The sequence below is a fragment of the Streptomyces sp. NBC_01016 genome (genome assembly GCF_026341035.1).
Classification (GTDB): Bacteria; Actinomycetota; Actinomycetes; order Streptomycetales; family Streptomycetaceae; genus Streptomyces.
Genome location: NZ_JAPEOQ010000001.1, coordinates 913,337 through 935,244, shown reverse-complemented (window position 1 = coordinate 935,244; position 21,908 = coordinate 913,337). Strand labels below are relative to the sequence as shown.

General features: G+C 70.5%; 21 protein-coding genes. 15 read left to right on the top strand and 6 right to left on the bottom strand.

Annotated elements, in window-relative coordinates:
* Positions 1-166: 166 nt before the first annotated feature.
* From OG746_RS04420 to OG746_RS04385, 8 genes are all read left to right on the top strand, one after another.
* Complete coding sequence (locus tag OG746_RS04420) at positions 167-1,012, top strand: NAD-dependent epimerase/dehydratase family protein (protein ID WP_266711721.1); 846 nt, start codon at positions 167-169, stop codon at positions 1,010-1,012.
* A gap of 2 nt (positions 1,013-1,014) precedes the next feature.
* Positions 1,015-2,052 (top strand): glycosyltransferase, encoded by a 1,038-nt coding sequence (locus OG746_RS04415; RefSeq protein WP_323179547.1) that lies wholly within the window; start codon positions 1,015-1,017, stop codon positions 2,050-2,052.
* A 181-nt stretch (positions 2,053-2,233) separates the two neighbouring features.
* Positions 2,234-4,093 (top strand): molecular chaperone DnaK, encoded by a 1,860-nt coding sequence (dnaK, locus tag OG746_RS04410; protein ID WP_266711717.1) that lies wholly within the window; start codon positions 2,234-2,236, stop codon positions 4,091-4,093.
* Positions 4,090-4,764, top strand: coding sequence for a nucleotide exchange factor GrpE (gene grpE, locus OG746_RS04405; protein ID WP_266711715.1), 675 nt, complete (start codon positions 4,090-4,092; stop codon positions 4,762-4,764). Before dnaK ends, grpE begins: the two co-directional genes overlap by 4 nt.
* Before the next feature lie 48 nt (positions 4,765-4,812).
* Positions 4,813-6,000: a molecular chaperone DnaJ gene (gene dnaJ, locus OG746_RS04400; RefSeq protein ID WP_266711713.1), complete on the top strand. Its 1,188-nt coding sequence runs from the start codon at positions 4,813-4,815 to the stop codon at positions 5,998-6,000.
* A gap of 5 nt (positions 6,001-6,005) precedes the next feature.
* Positions 6,006-6,467, top strand: a complete 462-nt coding sequence (locus OG746_RS04395) for a heat shock protein transcriptional repressor HspR (RefSeq protein WP_266711711.1) — start codon at positions 6,006-6,008, stop codon at positions 6,465-6,467.
* 71 nt (positions 6,468-6,538) lie between these two features.
* A complete protein-coding gene (locus OG746_RS04390) occupies positions 6,539-7,060 on the top strand; it encodes a GNAT family N-acetyltransferase (RefSeq protein ID WP_266711709.1) in 522 nt (173 codons plus the stop codon).
* A 237-nt stretch (positions 7,061-7,297) separates the two neighbouring features.
* On the top strand, positions 7,298-8,422 hold the full coding sequence (locus OG746_RS04385) for a sugar ABC transporter substrate-binding protein (RefSeq protein ID WP_266711707.1): 1,125 nt from the start codon (positions 7,298-7,300) through the stop codon (positions 8,420-8,422).
* 17 nt (positions 8,423-8,439) lie between these two features.
* Here the strand turns inward: OG746_RS04385 and OG746_RS04380 are convergent, their stop codons facing one another.
* A complete protein-coding gene (locus OG746_RS04380; RefSeq protein ID WP_266711705.1) occupies positions 8,440-9,417 on the bottom strand; it encodes a helix-turn-helix domain-containing protein in 978 nt (325 codons plus the stop codon).
* Positions 9,414-10,385 (bottom strand): helix-turn-helix transcriptional regulator, encoded by a 972-nt coding sequence (locus tag OG746_RS04375; RefSeq protein ID WP_266711703.1) that lies wholly within the window; start codon positions 10,383-10,385, stop codon positions 9,414-9,416. Before OG746_RS04375 ends, OG746_RS04380 begins: the two co-directional genes overlap by 4 nt.
* Before the next feature lie 170 nt (positions 10,386-10,555).
* Here OG746_RS04375 and OG746_RS04370 point away from each other — a divergent pair, with 170 nt between their 5' ends.
* Both OG746_RS04370 and OG746_RS04365 read left to right on the top strand, forming a co-directional pair.
* Positions 10,556-10,759 carry a hypothetical protein gene (locus OG746_RS04370; RefSeq protein WP_266711701.1) on the top strand — a complete coding sequence of 68 codons (204 nt, stop codon included), beginning with the start codon at positions 10,556-10,558 and terminating at the stop codon, positions 10,757-10,759.
* Complete coding sequence (locus tag OG746_RS04365; RefSeq protein ID WP_266711699.1) at positions 10,756-11,100, top strand: Rieske (2Fe-2S) protein; 345 nt, start codon at positions 10,756-10,758, stop codon at positions 11,098-11,100. The genes OG746_RS04370 and OG746_RS04365 overlap by 4 nt, the downstream gene beginning before the upstream one ends.
* Positions 11,101-11,225: 125 nt before the next feature.
* Here OG746_RS04365 and OG746_RS04360 read toward each other — a convergent pair whose 3' ends face one another.
* Positions 11,226-11,645 (bottom strand): pyridoxamine 5'-phosphate oxidase family protein, encoded by a 420-nt coding sequence (locus OG746_RS04360; protein WP_266711697.1) that lies wholly within the window; start codon positions 11,643-11,645, stop codon positions 11,226-11,228.
* 127 nt (positions 11,646-11,772) lie between these two features.
* On the opposite strand from OG746_RS04360, the gene clpB reads away from it, so the two are divergent.
* Positions 11,773-14,370 (top strand): ATP-dependent chaperone ClpB, encoded by a 2,598-nt coding sequence (clpB, locus tag OG746_RS04355; protein WP_266711695.1) that lies wholly within the window; start codon positions 11,773-11,775, stop codon positions 14,368-14,370.
* A 105-nt stretch (positions 14,371-14,475) separates the two neighbouring features.
* On the top strand, positions 14,476-15,015 hold the full coding sequence (locus tag OG746_RS04350) for a YbjN domain-containing protein (protein ID WP_266711693.1): 540 nt from the start codon (positions 14,476-14,478) through the stop codon (positions 15,013-15,015).
* An 89-nt stretch (positions 15,016-15,104) separates the two neighbouring features.
* Here the strand turns inward: OG746_RS04350 and OG746_RS04345 are convergent, their stop codons facing one another.
* The 3 genes from OG746_RS04345 to OG746_RS04335 form a co-directional block, all read right to left on the bottom strand.
* Positions 15,105-16,481, bottom strand: a complete 1,377-nt coding sequence (locus OG746_RS04345; RefSeq protein ID WP_266711691.1) for a BamB-related PQQ repeat family beta-propellar protein — start codon at positions 16,479-16,481, stop codon at positions 15,105-15,107.
* Positions 16,478-17,050 (bottom strand): SigE family RNA polymerase sigma factor, encoded by a 573-nt coding sequence (locus OG746_RS04340; RefSeq protein ID WP_266711689.1) that lies wholly within the window; start codon positions 17,048-17,050, stop codon positions 16,478-16,480. The genes OG746_RS04345 and OG746_RS04340 overlap by 4 nt, the downstream gene beginning before the upstream one ends.
* Before the next feature lie 97 nt (positions 17,051-17,147).
* Positions 17,148-18,341, bottom strand: a complete 1,194-nt coding sequence (locus tag OG746_RS04335; RefSeq protein ID WP_266711687.1) for a pyridoxal phosphate-dependent aminotransferase — start codon at positions 18,339-18,341, stop codon at positions 17,148-17,150.
* 125 nt (positions 18,342-18,466) lie between these two features.
* Between OG746_RS04335 and OG746_RS04330 the strand changes: the two genes are divergently transcribed.
* From OG746_RS04330 to OG746_RS04320, 3 genes are all read left to right on the top strand, one after another.
* A complete protein-coding gene (locus OG746_RS04330; protein ID WP_266711685.1) occupies positions 18,467-18,772 on the top strand; it encodes a hypothetical protein in 306 nt (101 codons plus the stop codon).
* Between the two features lie 335 nt (positions 18,773-19,107).
* The gene (locus OG746_RS04325; protein ID WP_266711683.1) at positions 19,108-19,632 is read left to right on the top strand and encodes a DUF2617 family protein; all 525 of its coding nucleotides are present in this window, start codon (positions 19,108-19,110) and stop codon (positions 19,630-19,632) included.
* 184 nt (positions 19,633-19,816) lie between these two features.
* The gene (locus tag OG746_RS04320) at positions 19,817-21,340 is read left to right on the top strand and encodes a polyamine aminopropyltransferase (protein ID WP_524540371.1); all 1,524 of its coding nucleotides are present in this window, start codon (positions 19,817-19,819) and stop codon (positions 21,338-21,340) included.
* Positions 21,341-21,908 lie beyond the last annotated feature (568 nt).

Below are 21,908 nucleotides of genomic sequence, written 5' to 3'. Positions count from 1 at the left end.
GGTAACTTAGGTTGTCCGTCTGAGACTACCCACTTACCTGTGCGCAATGTAGTCGCCAGGCTGGTGATCTGTGTCGCGCAGGTCCCCCTGTGTGGATCATTGCGGGCCCCCAAAGCGGATCGTGTTATTCACCCCATATTTGGACATTACGGAATAACTTATGGGGATGAGCGCACCGTTGACGACCGCACCCTCCATGACCGCACCTTTGACATACCTGGTCACCGGTGGCGCGGGCTTCGTCGGCTCGCACCTCACCGATGCGCTGCTTGCCGAAGGACACACCGTCGTCGTCCTCGACGACCTCTCCACGGGCGACCGCGCCAACCTCGCCGCCGCCTGGCCCAATTCCCGGCTCCGCTTCGTGCGCGGCTCGGCCCTCGACGCCCGGCTCGTCGCCGAACTCGCGGGCCGCTGCGATGCGGTGGTCCACCTGGCGACCGAGGGGGATCGTCCCGTCGCCGAGGCCGCCCGGCAGCACGGCCGCCGCCTGCTCCTCGCCTCCACGGAGTCCGCGGGGGAGGCCCCCGACGGGGACGTGACCGTGGTCCATCTGTACGACACCGTCGGGCCCCGCCAGTCGCCCGCGCGTGGCGCCGTCGTCCCGCGCCTCGCCGAACGGGCGGTCGCGGGCCTGCCGCTCACCATCCACGGCGACGGCACCCGGCGCCTGCGCTGCACCCACGTCGCCGACACCGTCGACGCACTGCTGCGGCTGCTCGCCGAGCCCGCCGCGGCCGGCCGCGCCTTCGACGTCTGCGGCACGCAGGAGACGGCCGTCGCCGACCTGGCGGGCGTCATCGTCGAACGCTCCGGCTCCCCCTCCCCGCTCCGCTTCGTTCCCTGCGAGGTGGCGTACGAGGAGGTGGAGTCGCACCGTCCGGACGCCGGGCCGCTGCGCGAACTCACCGGATGGGAGCCCGCGTTGGGGCTGCTCGACATCGTGGACGCGGCCCTCGTCGACGCGGGCGGCGCGTTCGGCGTGGTCACGACCGCCGAGGCCAGGGTCTGACCATGAGGATCGCCGTCGTCCACGGTTTCGGCGCCCCGGGCGGCGAGGACGAGGCCGTCCTCGACCAGGTCGCCGCGCTCACCCGCGCAGGACACGAGGTGCGCCTCGTCGCGGCGAACGGCCGTGGCCGCGGCCCCCTCGCCACCCTGCGGGCGTTCGGCCCGGACGTCGTGCACGTCCACAACCTGTACCCCGCCTTCGGCCGTGCCTGGGTCACCGAGTGGACGGGCCCGGTGGTCGCCACCCTGCGGCACGGGCCCCACCGCGGCTCCCGGTTCGCCGCGCTGCAGTTCCCGTGGGCGGCGCGCGGCGGGCTGCGGCAGGATCCGCTGCTGCGGCGGGCCGACCGCCTCGTGGTCCTCTCGGAGGCGAGCCGGGACGCGTGCGCGCGCGCCGGGCTGCCCCGGGAACGTCTCGACGTGGTGCCCGACTTCGTACCCACGGTCGCGGAACCAGAGGTCTGGGCGGGCGAGGCCGATGGGGGCAGCGGTGCAGGCGGGGTCGGTGGGGCAGACGGGGGCGATGGGTCCGGTGCCGCCTGGGTGTGCGTCGGGCCGCTCGCGCCGGAGCGGGGCGTGCTCGAACTGCTGCGCCGCTGGCCCGCGGGTGAGCGTCTCGATGTGATCGGGGCCGGGCCGCTGGAGGGGCGGTGCCGGGCGGCGGCGCCCGCGTCGGTGCGGATGTGCGGGGCCGTGGGGCGGGGGGAGCTCAGGCGGGCGCTTCCGGGATATCGGGGGATCGTGCTGCCGGGGCGGGGGACGCGCAGGGCGGTGCCGCTCGTGTACGCGGAGGCGCTCGCCGCGGGGCTGCCGGTGCTGGCCTTCGAGGGGGCCGGGGCGTCTGCGGTGCCGCGTGCCGTGCGGTCCGAGGGCACGGGTACGGTCACCACCCTGGACGCCCACCTTCCCGGCGCGCTCGACGTGGCCGCCAAGATCTTCCCGACGCTGCGGGAGCACTGCCGCGCGGTGTACGCGAAGCGGTACGGGGAAGCCGCCTGGACCGAGCGCACCGAGTGCCTCTACGCCTCGCTCGTAGCGTAATCATCTCCGTACGAGCTCACGACACTTCACAAAAGCCCAGGTCAGAGCCGCGTCTCCAGCGGTCTGCCGATAAGGGCAGGATAAAACTTGAGTGGGTGGGACTCAGGTCTGTTGACGCCGAGGGGGAGGGTGTTGCAGTCTTGAGCCAGTTCCACTCAAGTAGGTAGCTGGAGGAATCGAAATGGCACGTGCGGTCGGCATCGACCTGGGCACGACTAACTCCGTCGTCAGCGTTCTGGAGGGCGGTGAGCCCACCGTCATCGCGAACGCCGAGGGCGCCAGGACCACGCCGTCCGTCGTCGCTTTCGCGAAGAACGGCGAAGTGCTGGTCGGCGAGGTTGCGAAGCGCCAGGCGGTCACGAACGTGGACCGGACCATCCGCTCGGTGAAGCGCCACATGGGCACCGACTGGAAGATCGACCTGGACGGGAAGGACTTCAACCCGCAGCAGATCTCCGCGTTCATCCTGCAGAAGCTGAAGCGCGACGCGGAGTCCTACCTCGGCGAGAAGGTCACGGACGCGGTCATCACCGTCCCGGCCTACTTCAACGACTCCGAGCGACAGGCGACGAAGGAAGCCGGCGAGATCGCGGGCATGAACGTCCTGCGCATCGTCAACGAGCCGACGTCCGCGGCCCTGGCCTACGGCCTGGACAAGGACGACCAGACCATCCTGGTCTTCGACCTCGGTGGCGGCACCTTCGACGTCTCGCTCCTGGAGATCGGCGACGGCGTCGTCGAGGTGAAGGCCACGAACGGCGACAACCAGCTCGGCGGTGACGACTGGGACCAGCGCGTCGTCGACTACCTGGTCAAGCAGTTCAACAACGGCCACGGCGTGGACCTGGGCAAGGACAAGATGGCGCTTCAGCGCCTGCGCGAGGCCGCCGAGAAGGCGAAGATCGAGCTGTCCTCCTCCACGGAGACCACGATCAACCTGCCGTACATCACGGCGTCCGCCGAGGGCCCGCTGCACCTGGACGAGAAGCTCACGCGCGCCCAGTTCCAGCAGCTCACGTCGGACCTTCTGGAGCGCTGCAAGACGCCGTTCCACAACGTCATCAAGGACGCGGGCATCAACCTGTCCGAGATCGACCACGTCGTTCTCGTCGGTGGTTCGACCCGTATGCCGGCCGTCGCCGAGCTGGTCAAGGAACTGACCGCGGGCAACGAGGCCAACAAGGGCGTCAACCCGGACGAGGTCGTCGCCATCGGCGCCGCCCTGCAGGCCGGTGTCCTCAAGGGTGAGGTCAAGGACGTCCTGCTCCTCGACGTGACCCCGCTGTCCCTGGGTATTGAGACCAAGGGCGGCATCATGACCAAGCTGATCGAGCGCAACACGACGATCCCGACGAAGCGTTCGGAGATCTTCACGACGGCCGAGGACAACCAGCCGTCGGTGCAGATCCAGGTCTACCAGGGCGAGCGCGAGATCGCGGCGTACAACAAGAAGCTCGGTATGTTCGAGCTGACCGGTCTGCCGCCGGCCCCGCGTGGTGTCCCGCAGGTCGAGGTCGCCTTCGACATCGACGCCAACGGCATCATGCACGTCACGGCCAAGGACCTCGGCACGGGCAAGGAGCAGAAGATGACCGTCACCGGTGGCTCCTCGCTGCCGAAGGACGAGGTCAACCGGATGCGCGAAGAGGCCGAGAAGTACGCGGACGAGGACCACGCCCGCCGCGAGGCCGCCGAGTCCCGCAACCAGGGCGAGCAGCTCGTCTACCAGACGGAGAAGTTCCTCAAGGACAACGAGGAGAAGGTCCCCGGCGAGGTCAAGACCGAGGTCGAGGAAGCCCTCACCGAGCTGAAGGAAAAGCTCAAGGGCGAGGACTCGGCCGAGATCCGCACCGCCACCGAGAAGGTCGCCGCCGTCTCGCAGAAGCTGGGCCAGGCCATGTACGCCGACGCCCAGGGTGCGCAGGCCGCCGGTGACGCCCCGCAGGGTGACGCTCCTCAGGGTGACGCCAAGGCCGACGACGACGTCGTCGACGCCGAGATCGTCGACGAGGACAAGGACCGCAAGGACGGTGCCGCGTGACGGAGGAGACCCCGGGCTTCGAGGAGAACGAGAAGCCTGACGTCCCCTCCGGCGCCACCCCCGACGACGCCGAGCCGCAGGCCGCTCCCTCCGACACGGAGGGGGCGGCCCCGGCCGGGGACTCAGCTTCTGCTCAGGATGTTGCCCTGACGGCACAGCTGGACCAGGTGCGTACCGCGCTCAACGAGCGCACCGCGGACCTCCAGCGCCTGCAGGCCGAGTACCAGAACTACCGGCGCCGTGTGGAGCGGGACCGCGTCACGGTCAAGGAGATCGCCGTCGCGAACCTCCTGACCGAGCTGCTTCCCGTTCTCGACGACATCGGCCGTGCCCGTGAGCACGGCGAGCTCGTCGGCGGCTTCAAGTCGGTGGCCGAATCCACGGAGACGGTCGCCGCGAAGATGGGCCTTCAGCAGTTCGGCAAGGAGGGCGAGCCCTTCGACCCGACCGTGCACGAGGCCCTGATGCACTCCTACGCGCCGGACGTCACCGAGACGACCTGCGTGGCGATCCTGCAGCCGGGTTACCGGATCGGCGAGCGCACCATCCGCCCCGCGCGGGTGGCCGTGGCCGAGCCGCAGCCGGGTACGCAGGGCAAGTCCGAGGACGCTGCCGAGTCGGCCGAGACCAAGGGCGACGAGAAGGACAACGGTGGCCCGGAAGAGGGCTGACGTCGTACGCGTACTGATTGATGTGAGTGAGGAGGGACGTCGAGGCCGATGAGCACCAAGGACTTCATCGAGAAGGACTACTACAAGGTCCTCGGCGTCCCGAAGGACGCCACCGACGCCGAGATCAAGAAGGCGTACCGCAAGCTCGCCCGCGAGAACCACCCCGACGCCAACAAGGGCAACGACAAGGCGGAGGAGCGCTTCAAGGAGATCTCCGAGGCGAACGACATCCTCGGTGACCCCAAGAAGCGCAAGGAGTACGACGAGGCGCGCGCCCTGTTCGGCAGCGGCGGGTTCCGTCCGGGACCCGGCGGTGCGGGGGCGGGAGGCTCGTTCAACTTCGACCTGGGCGACCTCTTCGGAGGCGGCGCCCAGGGCCAGGGCGGTCCGGGCGGCTTCGGCGGCGGCATCGGCGATGTGTTCGGTGGCCTGTTCAACCGGGGCGGCGCGGGTACGGGTACCCGTACTCAGCCGCGCCGTGGCCAGGACATCGAGTCCGAGGTGACGCTGAGCTTCACCGAGGCCGTGGACGGCGCGACGGTACCCCTCCGTATGTCGTCCCAGGCCCCCTGCAAGGCGTGCTCCGGCACCGGCGACGCGAACGGCACACCGCGCGTGTGCCCGACCTGCGTCGGCACCGGACAGGTCTCGCGGGGCGGCGGTGGCGGCTTCTCCCTCACCGACCCGTGCGTGGACTGCAAGGGCCGCGGCCTGATCGCCGAGACGCCGTGCGACGCCTGCAAGGGCAGTGGGCGGGCCAAGTCCTCCCGCACCATGCAGGTCAGGATCCCCGCGGGGGTCTCGGACGGCCAGCGCATCAGGCTCCGCGGCAAGGGCGCTCCCGGTGAACGGGGCGGCCCCGGGGGCGATCTGTACGTCGTCGTGCACGTCGACGCGCACCCGGTCTTCGGCCGCAAGGGCGACAACCTCACCGTCACCGTCCCGGTGACGTTCACCGAGGCGACGCTCGGCGCCGAGGTCAAGGTGCCCACGCTCGGCGGCCCGCCGGTCACCCTGAAACTGCCCCCGGGCACGCCGAACGGGCGGACGATGCGGGCCCGCGGCAAGGGCGCCGTCCGCAAGGACGGCACGCGCGGGGATCTGCTGGTGACGGTCGAGGTGGCCGTCCCCAAGGACCTTTCGGAGGACGCCCGCAGCGCCCTCGAGTCGTACCGCAAGGCGACTGAGGACACCGACGTGCGGGCAGAACTGTTCAAGGCCGCGAAGGGAGCGTGAATGTGATGGACGGGCAGCCCGGCCGTCGGCGCCACAACCCGTACGAACTGACCGACGAAACGCCGGTGTACGTCATTTCGGTGGCGGCACAGCTGTCCGGCCTGCATCCACAGACCCTGCGCCAGTACGACCGCCTCGGCCTGGTCTCGCCCGACCGCACGGCCGGGCGCGGCCGGCGCTACTCGGCCCGCGACATCGAACTGCTCCGTGCGGTGCAGCAGTTGTCGCAGGCCGAGGGCATCAACCTGGCCGGCATCAAGCGCATCATCGAGCTGGAGAACCAGGTCGCCGCGCTGCAGTCCCGGGTCGCCGAACTCTCCTCGGCAGTGGAGAGCGCGGCCTCCGCGATCCAGCAGCGCGAGGCGGCGGTGCACGCCTCCTACCGGCGGGACCTGGTCCCGTACCAGGAGGTCCAGCAGACGAGCGCGCTGGTGGTGTGGCGGCCGAAGCGGTCGTCCGAGCAGTAGTCCGCACTCATGCGTGAAGGGCCCCGGAGGCGTTGTCACCGGGGCCCTTTCGTATGCCGCAGGATGGAGCCATGACCGAGATCCGCACCCCCCGCCTCCTCCTGCGCCGCTGGCAGCCGGACGACGACCTCGCCCCGCTCGCCGAGATCCAGGCCGACCCTGCCGTGATGAGCCGCGTCGGCGACGGCTCCCCCCGCTCCCTCGACGAGACCGCCGAGGACATCGAGCGCTGGGAGGAGGAGTGGGACGACGAGGGCTTCGGGGTCTTCGCCGTGGAACTCCTCGGCCCCGGCGAGCTTGCGGGTGCCGTCGGCCTGTACGTGCCGGACGCCCCGGAACAGGTGGCGGGCCAGATCGGCATCCAGTGGCGGCTCGCGCGACAGTTCTGGGGCCAGGGGTACGCCTCGGAGGCGGCGCAGGCGACGCTGGAGTTCGCGCTTCAGGACCGGGGCATCGACCGGGTCGTCGCGGTCACCGCGGAGGGCGACACCTCCTCGGAGAAGGTTCTCCACAAGCTGGGGATGGCGCCGCTGCCCGGCCGGGTGGAGGGCTGCATGCTGTACGCGATCGACCTGACGGAGTTCGAGGGCTGAGATTCGAGGCCTGAGGATCGAGGCCTGAGATTCGAGAGTCGCCTTTGAGTTTCCTGTGAAGGTCTTGGACACCTTGCGAAGGTGTCCGGTATTCGCCGTCTTCGGCTTCATGTGAAGAAGTAATGGACCCGTTTTCGTTGCGGTGTGGCTTCACCTCTTGACGGTCAGTGGGCGGGCGAGTTGGCTTCGAGCCACCTCGGCCGCACCGTCGCGGCCACGTCAGGGAGGTATCCGCACATGAACACGCGTATGCGTTGCGCCGCCATGGCCGGCGCCGCATCCGTCCTGGTCGCCTCGCTCTCGGCCTGCGGCGGCGTGCTGCCGGGCGGCGACAGCGGGCCCAGCGCGTCCACCACCAAGGGCAACGACGTCAAGATCGGTCTGCTGCTTCCGGAGAAGGAGACCGCTCGCTACGAGAAGTTCGACCACCCCATATTCGAGCGTCAGGTGGCGAAGCTGACGTCCGGCAAGGGGGAGCTGGTCTACGCCAATGCCAAGCAGAACGCGGCCCTCCAGCGCAAGCAGCTGCAGGAGATGATCGCCGCGAAGGTCGACACGATCGTCGTCGACGCCGTGGACGCCAAGGACATCGCCCCGGCCGTGCGCAAGGCCAAGGACGCGGGCATCCACGTCATCGCGTACGACCGGCTCGCGGAGGGGCCCGTGGACGCCTACGTCGGCTTCGACAACGAGCTCGTCGGACAGACCCAGGGCAAGGCGCTGATCTCCGCACTCGGCGGGACCAAGGCCACCAAGCGCGACAAGGTCGTGATGATCAACGGCTCGCCCAGCGACCCCAACGCCGCGCAGTTCAAGGCCGCCGCCCGCGTGGAACTCGGCAACGCCGTGACCGTCGCGAAGTCGTACGACACCGCGGGCTGGAAGCCGTCCAACGCCAAGGCCAACATGGAGCAGGCCGTCAACGCGCTCGGCGCGGACAACATCGCGGGCGTGTACGTCGCCAACGACGGGATGGCCGGCGGCGTGATCCAGGCCCTGAAGGAGGTCGGCGTCCGCGACATGCCGCCGATCACCGGCCAGGACGCCGAACTCGCCGCCGTGCAGCGGATCCTGGACGGCGAGCAGTACATGAGCGTCTACAAGCCGTACCCGGACGAGGCGGAGACCGCCGCCGAGATGGCCGTGCGGATCTCGCAGGGGCGCGACATCGAGTTCGAGGCGCTGGCGATGGACCGCACCGACAGCCCGACCACCAAGCAGATCAGGACGGCGAGCGTCAGCGTCGTCGCGCTCACCAAGGACAACATCAAGAGCACCGTCGTCAAGGACAAGATCTTCAAGGTGTCGCAGATCTGCACGGCGAAGTACGCACAGGCTTGCGCGGAGGCGGGGTTGAAGTAGCCGGTGGGGGTGGCTGGCTAGTCCGCGTCCTCCAGGATGCCCGACTGGCCGATCAGATAGCCCAGTTGGGCCCTGCTGTCGCTGCCCAGCGTCGCCGCGAGCTTCGCGATGTGCACGCGGACGGTGCGGACGTTCATGCCGAGCCGCTCCGCGATCACCGCGTCGGTGTGGCCCTCGATGAGCAGCGTCGCGATGGTGCGCTGACGCGTCGTGACGCCGTCCGAGGCCGGCTCCTCGACCGCCGCCTGCGGGTACATCGGCGTGGCCAGCCGCCACAGACGCTCGAACGTGGTCGCCAGGTAGGCGATCAGCGCCGGGTGCCGGAGCTCCAGGGCCACCGTGCGGTCGTGGTTCGCAGGGATGAACGCGACGGTGCGGTCCAGCATGATGAGGCGCTCGGTCACTTCGTCGAGGGTGCGGACCTGGACGTCACCGGTCAGCTGCTCGAAGTGGGCGAGCACGGCCTGCGAGTGGCGTGACGTGTGCTGGTAGAGGGTCCGCATCCGACAGCCACGGGCCAGCAGTTCCTGCTCCTTGGGCAGGGCCGAGGCGAGCAGGGGGGCCGGGCGGTGACCGCCCGGCTGGATGGTGAGCAGCTCGGTCGACGATGTGGACATGGCCTCGGCGATCGCGTCGTTGATGCGCTGGAAGCCGAGCAGGACGGTGATCATGGGGGCGTCCGGGACGGCCGCCCGCTCGGCGTCCAGGGCCATGAGCGGGGCGAAGGTCTCGGCCAGCTTCGCCTCCTGGCTGCGGCGCAGGGCGATGTTCTCCTCGACGGCCCGCAACAGTCGGGGCAGCGCGATCGCGGGGGGAACCGGTCGCAGCCATCCGGGGTCCCCGGTGTCCGGGCGGAGCAGCGCGTGCGCTTCGAGACAGGGAGTCGGATCGGAGTCCGCGCGCGGTACGCGGCCTTCGCGCAGGGCGCGGGTATAGAGCCGCATGCCGGCCTCGCACACCTCGCCGACGTCGTGCGAATGAGTCCTGAGGGTCACGACTCGCTCCCTCTGCTCGGTGCGGGGGTGTCTGGGTCGAGCATTCCGGACTGCGCGATGAGAAAGCCGAGTTGGGCCCGGCTTCCACTGCCCAGTGCGGCCGCGAGTTTGGCGATGTGGGCGCGGCAGGTGCGTACGTTCATCCCGAGCCGGCGTGCTATCGCCTCGTCGACGTGGCCTTCGACGAGGAGTTTGGCTATGGAGCGCTGGACGCCCGTGATGCCGTCGGTCGGTGGTCCGTAGGGCGTTTCGTCGAGCAGCGGGACCGCACGCTGCCAGAGCTGCTCGAAGACGTTGGCCAGGTATTCGACCAGACCTGGGTGGCGCAACTCCAGGGCGGACTGCCGGTCTTCGCGCGCGGGAATGAACGCGACCGAACGGTCGAAGATGATCAGCCGCTCGATGAGCTCTTCGAGGGTGCGTATGTCGACGTTTCCCTGGGCCAGGGCTTCCGCGTAGGCGAGGGTCCCGTGACTGTGCCGTGCCGTGTGCTGGTAGAGCGTGCGCATCGTGATGCCGCGATCGGTGATCTCCCTGCCCATCTGCAGGGCCTTGGTGAGAGTGTGCTCGTCCCTGCCTCCTCCGGGCTGGACGGTGAGCATCTCGGACTTGCACTCGGCGAGGGCCAGTTCGATGGCGGCGTTGATCCGCTCCTTGCCCTCGAGCACCGTGATGGAGTGGGTGGTCGGTTGTCGCTGGGCACTGATGGCCAGAAATGGCTCGAAGGCATCGGTGAGTTCGATCGCGAGAGCCCTTCTTTCCTGTATCTCGCGTTCGAGCGGATGCAGTCGTTGCGAGAGCGCCGCTGTCGGCGGAACCGGCCGGAGCCAGGCGGAGTCATCAGGATCGGGATGCAGGAGAGCGAAGTCCAGTAGGCAGGGAGCCGAGGAGATTTCGCTGCGCGCGATGCGTCCTGAGCGCAGGGCTGTCGCGTACAAGTGCCTCCCGGCGTCGCACAGCTCGGTCATGGCGTGTGGATGTGCCTGATTTGAGCTGGTATTTGGCATAGCTCCACCCCCCAGGGTCCTGAACGTGCAGGAACATGATGCATCGACCCTGTGGTGTTTGCGTGGCCGAATGAGCCATCGTCGTGGAGAGCCGGGGGAGAGAAACCATGAAAGTGAGGACGAGACCCGCTATGCGTAAGGGAATACTTCGCGCCGTTGTTGCCGGCGCTTTCTCCGCCGGGCTGGTCCTCGGCGCGCTCGGGCCGATGGACGCCATCTGGAACACCGCACCCGCGGCCCAGGCGGACGCGATCTGGAACGTGGCGCCCACGACCGTCAAGGCACTCCCCAGTGACGCGATCTGGAACTCCGCGCCCACGGACGCAGGCGCATGATCACCCCGCCCGACGACCGGTCGTTACGCCGGGAGATGGCGATCGCCTACCGCTCCGGTTGGCACACCATCGACCTCGTGACCGCGATTCCGAGCGACGGTGACTCCCTCATGGTCACCCTGTTCGGAGAGCCCATCATCGTGGTCCGCGAGGGCGACGACATCCGGGCCTACCGGTGCCTGCGCCGACCGCGCGGGGCCCCACAGCCGGTACGTACGGTCGTCCGGTACGGAATGATCTTTGTGAACCTCGACCAGCGGGACCATGAACTGGTCGGCGAGGCAGGACCCGAGCCCTCGCAGTCCCACCCACGCTCCACAGCCACCCCCCGCAGTGCCTGACGCGATGCCCCCGTCGTTGTAATCGCGCAGGTGCTTCCCCCCTGCAGCGGCGCCACCGTGAACCTGACACGGTGGCGCCGCTGTAGTTGTGTACGGGGACGTACGGGGTCGTACAGGGCCGGGGGCTACGCGGGTTCGGGAGCGGGGACGTTCGCCGTGGCCCGGCCCACCGCTATCTCGATGACCACCCGGTCCGGGTTCGGACGAGGCGCGCGCGAGTAGCGCTCGGCATAGCGGCGCTCGGCGTCCGCGACGCGCTCCGGGTCGGTGTGCACCGTCGCCCGCCCCTCCAGCGTGGCCCACCACCGGCCGTCGACCTGGCACACCGCGGCGAACCCCGACCCCTCGACGACATGGGCGGCCTTCCTCGTGGACTTGCCCGTGATGATGCGGGCGACCCGCGCCTCGGCGTCGTACGTCACCCCGACCGGGACCACATGGGGCGTGCCGTTCGCGCGCAGCGTCGTCAGGGTGCACAGGTGCCGTTCGCGCCAGAAGTCGAGGAAGGCGGATCCGGGGGCGTCGAGGTCGATGCGCTTGGCCATGAACGGGAACCTATCCCAGAGGGGCCCGGGCCCTTTCCCTGGACGCCCTTGAGTGGAATAGACTCAACTTTGTGCACGTTCGATGAGTCAGAGTGAGTTTCCCTAGCGCATGGAGGAGAGCAGGCACGTGGACGCCGAGCTGACGAACCGGAGCCGCGACGCGATCAACGCGGCAAGCAGCCGGGCCGTGTCCGGGGGCCACCCGGATCTGACCCCGGCCCACCTGCTCCTGGCCCTGCTGGAGGGCCAGGACAACGAGAACATCACCGACCTCCTCGCCGCGGTCGACGCCGACCAGGCGCAGGTGCGGGCGGGCGCCGAGCGGGTACTGGCCTCGCTGCCCAGCGTGACGGGATCCACCGTCGCGCCGCCCCAGCCCAACCGCGACCTGCTCGCCGTCATCGCCGACGCGTCCGAGCGCGCCAAGGACCTCGGCGACGAGTACCTCTCCACGGAACACCTGCTCATCGGCATCGCGGCCAAGGGCGGCGCCGCCGCCGACGTACTGACACAGAACGGGGCCGGCGCGAAGAAGCTGGTCGACGCATTCACCAAGAGCAGGGGAGGGCGCCGGGTGACCACACCCGACCCCGAAGGGTCCTACAAGGCGCTGGAGAAGTTCGGTACGGACTTCACGGCGGCGGCCCGCGAGGGCAAGCTCGACCCGGTCATCGGCCGCGACCAGGAGATCCGCCGCGTCGTCCAGGTCCTGTCCCGCCGCACCAAGAACAACCCGGTGCTCATCGGCGAACCCGGCGTCGGCAAGACGGCCGTCGTCGAAGGCCTCGCCCAGCGCATCATCAAGGGCGACGTACCGGAGTCCCTCAAGGACAAGCGGCTCGTCTCGCTCGACCTCGGCGCGATGGTCGCGGGCGCCAAGTACCGCGGCGAGTTCGAGGAGCGCCTCAAGACCGTCCTCTCCGAGATCAAGGAGAGCGACGGCCAGATCATCACGTTCATCGACGAGCTGCACACCGTCGTCGGCGCGGGCGCCGGCGGCGACTCCGCCATGGACGCGGGCAACATGCTCAAGCCGATGCTCGCCCGCGGTGAACTGCGCATGGTCGGCGCGACCACGCTCGACGAGTACCGCGAGCGCATCGAGAAGGACCCGGCCCTGGAGCGCCGCTTCCAGCAGGTCCTGGTGGCGGAGCCCTCCGTGGAGGACTCCATCGCGATCCTCCGTGGCCTCAAGGGCCGCTACGAGGCCCACCACAAGGTCCAGATCAACGACAGCGCCCTCGTCGCGGCCTCGACGCTCTCCGACCGCTACATCACCTCCCGCTTCCTCCCCGACAAGGCCATCGACCTCGTCGACGAGGCGGCCTCCCGGCTCCGCATGGAGATCGACTCCTCACCCCTGGAGATCGACGAACTCCAGCGCTCGGTCGACCGGTTGAAGATGGAGGAGATGGCCCTCTCCAAGGAGACCGACCCGGCCTCCCGCGACCGCCTGGACAAGCTCCGCCGCGACCTCGCCGACAAGGAGGAGGAGCTGCGCGGACTCACCGCACGCTGGGAGAAGGAGAAGCAGTCCCTCAACCGCGTCGGTGAACTGAAGGAGAAGCTCGACGAACTGCGCGGCCAGGCCGAACGGGCCCAGCGCGACGGCGACTTCGACACCGCGAGCAAGCTCCTCTACGGCGAGATCCCGACGCTCGAACGCGACCTGGAGGAAGCCTCCGAGGCCGAGGAGGAGGTCTCCAAGGACACCATGGTCAAGGACGAGGTCGGCCCCGACGACATCGCCGACGTCGTCGCCTCCTGGACCGGCATCCCGGCAGGACGCCTCCTGGAGGGCGAGACGCAGAAGCTCCTGCGCATGGAGGACGAGCTCGGCAAGCGCCTCATCGGCCAGACCGAAGCGGTCCGCGCGGTCTCCGACGCGGTCCGCCGCACCCGCGCCGGCATCGCCGACCCCGACCGCCCCACCGGCTCCTTCCTCTTCCTCGGCCCGACGGGCGTCGGCAAGACCGAACTCGCCAAGGCCCTCGCCGACTTCCTCTTCGACGACGAGCGGGCCATGATCCGCATCGACATGTCGGAGTACGGCGAGAAGCACAGCGTCGCCCGCCTGGTCGGCGCCCCGCCCGGCTACGTCGGCTACGAGGAGGGCGGCCAGCTCACCGAGGCGGTCCGCCGCCGCCCGTACTCCGTCGTCCTCCTGGACGAGGTCGAGAAGGCCCACCCCGAGGTCTTCGACATCCTCCTCCAGGTCCTCGACGACGGCCGCCTCACCGACGGCCAGGGCCACACGGTCGACTTCCGCAACACGATCCTGGTCCTGACGTCGAACCTGGGCAGCCAGTACCTGGTGGAGCCGCTGACGTCGGCGGAGGAAAAGAAGCAACAGGTCCTCGAAGTGGTCCGGGCCTCTTTCAAGCCCGAATTCCTCAACCGCCTCGACGACCTGGTGGTCTTCTCGGCCCTGGACAAGGACGAGCTCTCCCGCATCGCCCGCCTCCAGCTGAACCGCCTCGCGAAGCGCCTCGCCGACCGCCGCCTCACCCTGGACGTCTCCGACGAGGCCCTGGCCTGGCTCGCCGACGAGGGCAACGACCCGGCCTACGGCGCCCGCCCCCTGCGCCGCCTGATCCAAACCGCCATCGGCGACCGCCTCGCCAAGGAGATCCTCTCCGGCGAGGTCAAGGACGGCGACACGGTCCGCGTCGACGCGTTCGGCGACGGGTTGATCGTGGGTCCGGCGACGGGGAAGACGCTGTAGTCCGCCCGCCGCGAAACGCCCGCGCCCCTGCGAAGGGGCGCGGGCTTGCCCATGGGGGGCCTCGGTGGGAGAGGATGGCGGCATCCATACGAAGGGACCAAGCAAGTGAGCATCGACCCGTCCTCGATTCCCAATTTCGGGGGACAGCCCGACCCGCAAGAGGGAGCGGGACCGGCCGGTCCCGTCGTTCCCGACCAGGACCTGGTCAAGCAGCTTCTGGAGCAGATGGAGCTCAAGTACGTCACCGACGAGGAGGGTGACCTCGCGGCGCCGTGGGAGGAGTTCCGTACGTACTTCATGTTCCGCGGCGAGGACGACCAGCAGGTCTTCTCGGTGCGGACGTTCTACGACCGGCCGCACGGCATCGAGATCAAGCCGCAGCTGCTCGAGTCGATCGACGACTGGAACCGCCGCACCCTGTGGCCGAAGGTCTACAGCCACACCCACGACGACGGCACCGTCCGCCTCATCGGCGAGGCGCAGATGCTGATCGGCACCGGGGTCGCGCTCGAGCACTTCGTGTCGTCGACGGTCAGCTGGGTGCGCGCCGCGATCGAGTTCGACCGGTGGCTGGTGGAGCAGCTCGGCCTGGAGGCCGACGTCGACTCCGCGGAGAAGCCGGAGGACGGCGACGACTCCCAGTGAGTCCGAGTGCGTCCGCGTGAGTTTTGCGTGAGAGCCCGGCCGGTGTGTCTGCCCCATGAGGGCGGCTGCCGGCCGGGCTCTTGTCGTGGCTACGACTCTGTGCGCGCCGGCTTCGGGTCGATGCGGAACAGTTCGCCGTCGACCTGGCCGATGAGGCCGTGGCGTCCCTCGGTCATCAGCTCGGGGGCGACGCCGGCCCGCACCGGGCGCTCGGACAGCTTCACCTTGCCGCGCCAGCGCACCGCGCCGTTGTCGAGGTCGAGGCCCACCATGTTCCCGGTCGGGTCGAGGAAGTAGGCGACCCGGTCGGTGAGGTTCACGGCCGCGGCGGAGGCCAGTTCGTACATGCCGGGGCCGCTGGGGTCCTTGCGGAGCCGGAGGCCGGACGCGCTCGCCCACAGCTGTTTCCCGTCGGCGGCCGACCACGCGAGGGCCGTGCCGTCCTTGCGGACCGTGAGCATGACGCCGTCCGCGATCACGCCGCCGCGCGGTCCGTCGGCGCGGTGCCGCGTCACCTTCCCGGTGCCCGTGTCGACGCGGATCAGGTCGGTGGGGCCGGGTTCGCCGATGAACTTCTGCTTTCCGACCGGGGCCGCGAGGAGCACGGTGTCCCCGTCCCTGCCGATGTAGCTCGTCATGCCCTTGACCGTCGCGACCGTGTGCGGGCGGCCGGTCGCGGGGTCGAGGCGGACGACGGTGCTGCGCTGCGGCGCCTTCTCGCTGTCCGGTGAGCACATCAGGTGCGGGACGCCGCCGATCGCGGCGGCGGTGCAGTCGGCCTGCTTCCACTTGTGCGTCCACAGCGTGCGGCCGGTCCTGGGGTCGAGGGCGGCCGCGCTCTTGAACGTCGGGGTGTTGGCGAGGATGCCGCCGTCGAAGAGCACGGCGGAGTCCGCGTCGCGGCTGTCGTCGGCCAGCTTGTGCTTCCAGAGCACCTTGCGGCTGTCGATGTCGACGGCGACGACGTCGGTGCCGGGGTTCGAGGTGCCGGGCGCGTGGTCGGCGTAGGTGAAGAGGATCCCGTCGCGGACCCCGGCCATCGCTCCCGCCGGGGTGCCGCCGCCGTCGTCGTTCGCGGACGGGCGCTGCCAGACGACCTTTCCGGTACGGGTGTCGACGCCGAGGCCGTCGTACCCGGCTCCCCTGCAGTACACGGCTCCGGAGCCGTTCATGCAGGCGTCCCATGTGGTCTTGCCGGGGAGCGTGGTCTGCCAGCGCAGCTTGCCCTCGCGGCTGACGTGGTTGGTCGGGGTCGGTGGCCGGTCGTCGCCGCTTGTGCCGGTGACGAGGACCGTGCCGAAGGCGACGGCGGTGAGGCCGAGTGCGGCGCCGGTGACGCGCAGCGTGGTGCGGCGCCTGCGGCGGCGTACGAGACGGTCGGCGAGGTCCGTGGGGGCGGCGGCGGTGTCGGGGGTCCACGCGTGCAGGACGTCCCGGAGCGCCCGGTCGAGCTGGTCGGCGTTCATGCGTGGGCTCCCTTCGGCGCGGTGCCGTTCGCGGGGCGGTCGGGATCGGTGGCCGCGGCGGGGTGCCGGGCGTCGAGTTCCGGGGCGAGCGTGCGCAGCCGGGCCAGGGAGCGGTGGGTGGTGCTGCGTACGGTGCCGACCGAGCAGCCCAGGGCGGCCGCCACCTCGGTCTCGGACAGGTCCTCGAAGTAGCGCAGGACGAGCATCGTGCGCTGGCGCGGGGTGAGCCGGGCCAGCGCGCCGGCCATGGTGATCCGCAGGTCGGCGTCGGCGGTGCCGTCGGCCGTGCCCTCTTCGCGCCATACGGTGCGCGACGCGTCGAACGTCGGTTCGCGGTGCGGTCGGCGCAGCCGCCAGCGGCTGACCTGGTGCCGGTACATCACCTTGCGGACGTACCCCTCGGGGTCGTCGATGTGCCGCCAGCGCCCGAGCGCCTTCATCAGCGCGGTCTGCACGAGGTCTTCGGCCTCGTGCCGGTCGCCGCCGGTGAGCAGGTTCGCCAGGCGGAGCAGGGTGCCCCACCTGGCGTCGACGAAGTCCCGGAATCTGAGCTGATCCTGCGGGTCCATGGGCCCTCCCGTTCTCTGACGCCCACAAGGACGCGCGGAGCACGGGACATCTATGCCTGCCGCACAGGCTTTCTTCAATGGGCCGCCGTGAACCGCCCTACCGCGTACGCACCTTGGCGAGCCGCGCCGCCGCCTCGCTCAGGACCTCGTCCTGCTTGCAGAAGGCGAAGCGGACGAAGGGGGCTCCCGCGGCGCGGTCGTCGTAGAAGACGGCGTTGGGGACGGCGACGACGCCGCAGCGTTCGGGGAGGGCGCGGCAGAATTCGAAGCCGTCGTCGAAGCCGAGGGGGCGGATGTCGGTGGTGATGAAGTAGGTGCCCTGAGGGCGGAAGACGGTGAAGCCCGCGTCCTCGAGACCGGTCGCGAGCAGTTCGCGCTTCGCGGTCATGGTGGCGCGGAAGTCGGAGAAGTACGTGTCGGGGAGGGCGAGGGCCTCGGCGACCGCGTACTGGAAGGGGCCCGCGGAGACGTACGTCAGGAACTGCTTCGCGGAGCGGACCGCCGTGACGAGCTCCGGCGTGGACGTCACCCAGCCGACCTTCCAGCCGGTGAACGAGAACGTCTTGCCCGCGGAGCCGATGGTGACCGTGCGCTCGCGCATGCCGGGGAGCGTGGCGAGCGGGATGTGTTCGGCGTCGCCGTAGGTGAGGTGCTCGTAGACCTCGTCGGTGACGACCAGGAGGTCGCGTTCGACGGCGAGTTCGGCGATGGCGGTCAGTTCGGCGCGGCTGAGGACGGTGCCGGTGGGGTTGTGCGGGGTGTTGATGAGCAGGAGGCGGGTGCGGTCGGTGACCGCGTCGCGCAGCTCGTCGAGGTCGAGGCGGAAGGAACCTTCGTGCGGGCGGAGCGTCACCGGGACGCGGGTGCCGCCGGCGAGGGCGATGCTGGCCGCGTACGAGTCGTAGTAGGGCTCGAAGGCGATGACCTCGTCGCCGGGTTCGACGAGGGCGAGGAGGGAGGCGGCGATGGCCTCCGTGGCGCCCGCCGTGACCAGGACCTCGCGGTCGGGGTCGAACTCCATGCCGTAGCGGCGCTGCTGGTGGTCGGCGATCGCGGTGCGCAGCTCGGGGATGCCGGGGCCCGGCGGGTACTGGTTGCCGTGTCCCGCGCGCAGCGCCCGTACGGCGGCCTCGCGCACCTGCTCGGGGCCGTCGGTGTCGGGGAAGCCCTGGCCGAGGTTGATGGCGCCGGTCCGCACGGCGAGCGCGGACATCTCGGCGAAGATCGTCGTTCCGAACTCGGCGAGGCGGCGGTTGAGCAGGGGGCGTGCGCTGGAGGTCATGCCGGCCATCCTGCGCCGAACCTCTGGACTTCCTCAACTCCTGCTTGGCGTGCTCCGGGCACGGGCATTCCCCTGTCACGCCCGCACGGGGCGGCCCCTCGGGGGATACGGGGGAAGAGAGAGGAGGGCCGGTGATGAACGTGTTCTTCATCGTGGTCTTCGTGATGGTGGTGCTCGCCATCGTGCTCGGAACGGCCAGGGCGGGCGGCAGTGGCCGCTCACCCAGTACGTCGTTGAAGAAGAACCGTGCCGGCAGGAGCAGCTGGTGGGCCGGTGGCGGTGCCGCGAGCGGTGGCGGCGGCTACGGGTGTTCCTCGTCCGGTGACTCCGGCGGCGGTCATCACGGCCACTCGTGCGGCGGCGGCTCCTCCTGTGGCGGAGGTGGCTCGTCGTGCGGTGGTGGCGGTGGCGGTGGTGGATGCGGGGGCGGCGGAAGCTGACACACCGCTGTCGGGGCGTGCGGCCCGCGCGGAGGCGACTGACACGGGGCAGTCGGTCCGCGTGGGCCGCACGCTTGTCCGGTTGTGCCCTCGGAGGTTGTGCGCCGGGCGCGAAAGGTGCTCGTGGAAGTTGAACAGTTGAGCTGTGCTGCCCTCGGGGGGATGGAAACCCTCCGAAGTTGGGTAAAAATGCTGTGATGGCGTCGCCCACCATGATTCCCTTTAACCGTCAACGCAGCCCTCGTACTACGTAGTTATCGCGTTCACGTGGGCACGAGCCGGCTCCTTCGACGCAGCCGGCCCCACCTCCCTTTGCGTGCTAGCGGAGCCGACCCATGCTCACGACCCTGAACACCGCCTATACCGATACGAGTGCGGCCGATCTGGCCTGGGCCCTCGGCCGGGAGCCCTTGCCCGCGCTCGCCACGCTCGACCTCGACATCGACGATGCCAGGCTTCAGTTGAGGCTGCTCGGCGCCTCTCACCAGGTGCTGCTCGAGGAGGAGAACGGGAGCTGTTCGGAGACTGTGGCGTGCATTCCCGGCAGCAGTACGCCGCTCCCGCTGGGCGTCGCGAAGCGCCTCGGCGACTGGGAGTACGAATTCGCGGCCCGCGTCGAACATTTGACTGCGGGTCAATTCGCGGGCCGCGCACAGGAATTGCTCGCGCTCGTCGCCGACCATCCGAACGGTCTGGCGGGCGTCTTTCCCGGCAGCCCGCACGCCTTCACCGCGATGCTCGCCCAGCGGCACGAGGGTCAGGTGCACTGGCGCACCTGGCACGCCTACCCGCAGGACGGCCAGTTGGTCGCCACTCGTACGCGGGTGGGGGCGCGGATGCCGGTGGCCGCCGCGCTGTAGCGGCGCGGGCGGTGGTGCGGGCGGAGGCGCGTGGGCGGAGGCCCGGGCGGCGGAGTGAGCGGCCGCGTGAGCCCGGCTCGCGGTGGTCGCGCAGGTCGCGCGGATCACGGGTATGCCTGCGGTACATCGGTTCCACACTTGTGGGTGACCGGACGGAGTCGAACGGTGACGTAGCGTTCCAGGCGTGATCGAACCGCACCCACCCGTGACGACCCGAGACCCCAGGTCCCTGGGCGGCCCGGTCCGGTCCCCGCTCCCGGTGAAGCCGGGCACCGGGCGCCTCCTCGTCCTCGCAGGCGTCTTCGTCTGCGCGGCCTGCGGACTGGTCTACGAACTCGAACTGGTCGCGCTCGCCTCGTACTTGATGGGCGACTCGGTCACCCAGGCCTCCGTCGTGCTCTCCGTCATGGTCTTCGCGATGGGCCTCGGCTCGCTCGCCGCCAAGCGGCTGCGGCTGCGCGCCGCGGTCGGCTTCGGAATGATCGAGGCGCTGCTCGCGCTCGTCGGCGGCTGCAGCGCCATGGCGCTGTACGCGGTGTTCGCGTGGACCGGGGCCTGGGGCGGGGCCTGGGCGGACGGGCCGCGCTGGCTGCTCGTCGGGTTCTCGCTGGCCATCGGGGTGCTGATCGGGGCGGAAGTGCCGCTCCTCATGGTGCTGATCCAGCGAATCCGGCGGCAGGACGCGGGCGGGGCCGTGGCCGACCTGTTCGCGGCGGACTACGTGGGCGCGCTGGTCGGCGGCCTCGCGTTCCCTTTCCTGCTGCTGCCGCTGCTGGGGCAGTTGACGGGGGCGCTCCTCACCGGGGCGGTCAACGCGGTGGCGGGGACAGTGCTCGTCCTCGGCCTGTTCCGGCGGGACCTTAGCCGTCGGGCCTGCTGGCTGCTGATCGTCGCGAACGTCACGGTGCTCGGCGTGCTCGCCACGTCCTGGGTCCTCGTCGACGACTTCGAACGGGCGGCGCGGCACGCCCTGTTCGGGGCGGATGTGCGGGTCGCCGTGCAGACCGGGGCGCAGGAAGTCGTGCTCACGGGCGGTGGGCGGCGCCCCACGTCGCTCTTTCTCGACGGGCAGCTGCGGGCCGACGGGCGCGAACGGGGCCGTCCCTACCGGCAGTTCGTCGCCCCCGCGCTGCACGGCGGTCCGCGCGCGCGGGTCCTGATCCTCGGCGGGGGTGACGGCCTCGCCGCGCGCGAGGCGCTGCGGGCCCGCGGGGTGCGGCGCGTGGACGTGGTCGACCCCGACCCGGCGGTGGTCCACCTGGCCCGGACCGACCCGGGGCTGCGCGAGCTGAACGGGCGGTCGCTCGGGGACCCGCGGGTGCGGGTGCTGACGGGAGACGTGTTCGCGTGGCTGCGGAGCGCTCCGCGGGCGCTGCCGTACGACGTGGTGGTGTGCGATCTGCCCGACCCCGGCAGCACGGCGAGCACGAAGCTGTACTCGCAGGAGTTCTACGGGTTGGTGGGGCGGGTTCTCACGGACCGGGGGCGAGTGGTGGCGCGGGTGAGGGGCGGGGCGGGGCCGCTGGGGACGGCTGCCGCGACGGTGCGCTCCGCGGGGTTGCGGGTGGTGGCGTATCGCGGTGACGGGGGTGTGGGGTTCGTCCTGGCGGGATGGACGCGACCTGGGCCTCCGGCGGGTTCGCGGGTGGTACGGGCCGGGGCGGGACACGCGCCGTCGACGTTGGTGCATCCGCGGTTCGGCGACTGACGACGCCTGGCCGGCGGGTTCGGGGGGCCGGGGTGCGGGGGCCGGGGCCCGGGGTGCGGGGTGCGGGGTGCGGGTCGGCGGGGCCGGGGGGCGTCGGGGGTGTTGCGCGGGGGCGGGGTTGTGGGGCGGTGCCGGGGGCGGCGCCTGTGGTGCCGGTTCGCGGCGCTGTGCCTTTCGGCTGCGCCGGGCTTTGGTCGTCTCCCACCCACCCGCCCCCTCCGGGGGCTTCGGCCCCGCGGGGTGGTGCCTGTGTCGGGGTGCCGAGGGTTGGTTCGTGGGCCGGGGTGGCGCCTGCCGTGGTCGAGGCGTGGGCCGGGGGTGGCGCCTGCGGTTCCGGTTCGCGGCGCCGTGCCTCCTGCGGCTGCGCCGGGCTTTGGTCGTCTCCCACCCGCCCGCCCCCTCCGGGGGCTCCGGCCCCGCGGGGTGGTGCCTGTGTCGGGGTGCCGAGGGTTGGTTCGTGGGCCAGGGTGGCGCCTGCCGTCGGCGATGCGTGGGGCCGGGGTTGTGGGGGTGGGCCGGGGCGGCGCCTGCCGTGGTCGATGCGTGGGGCCGAGGGCGGCGCCTGCCG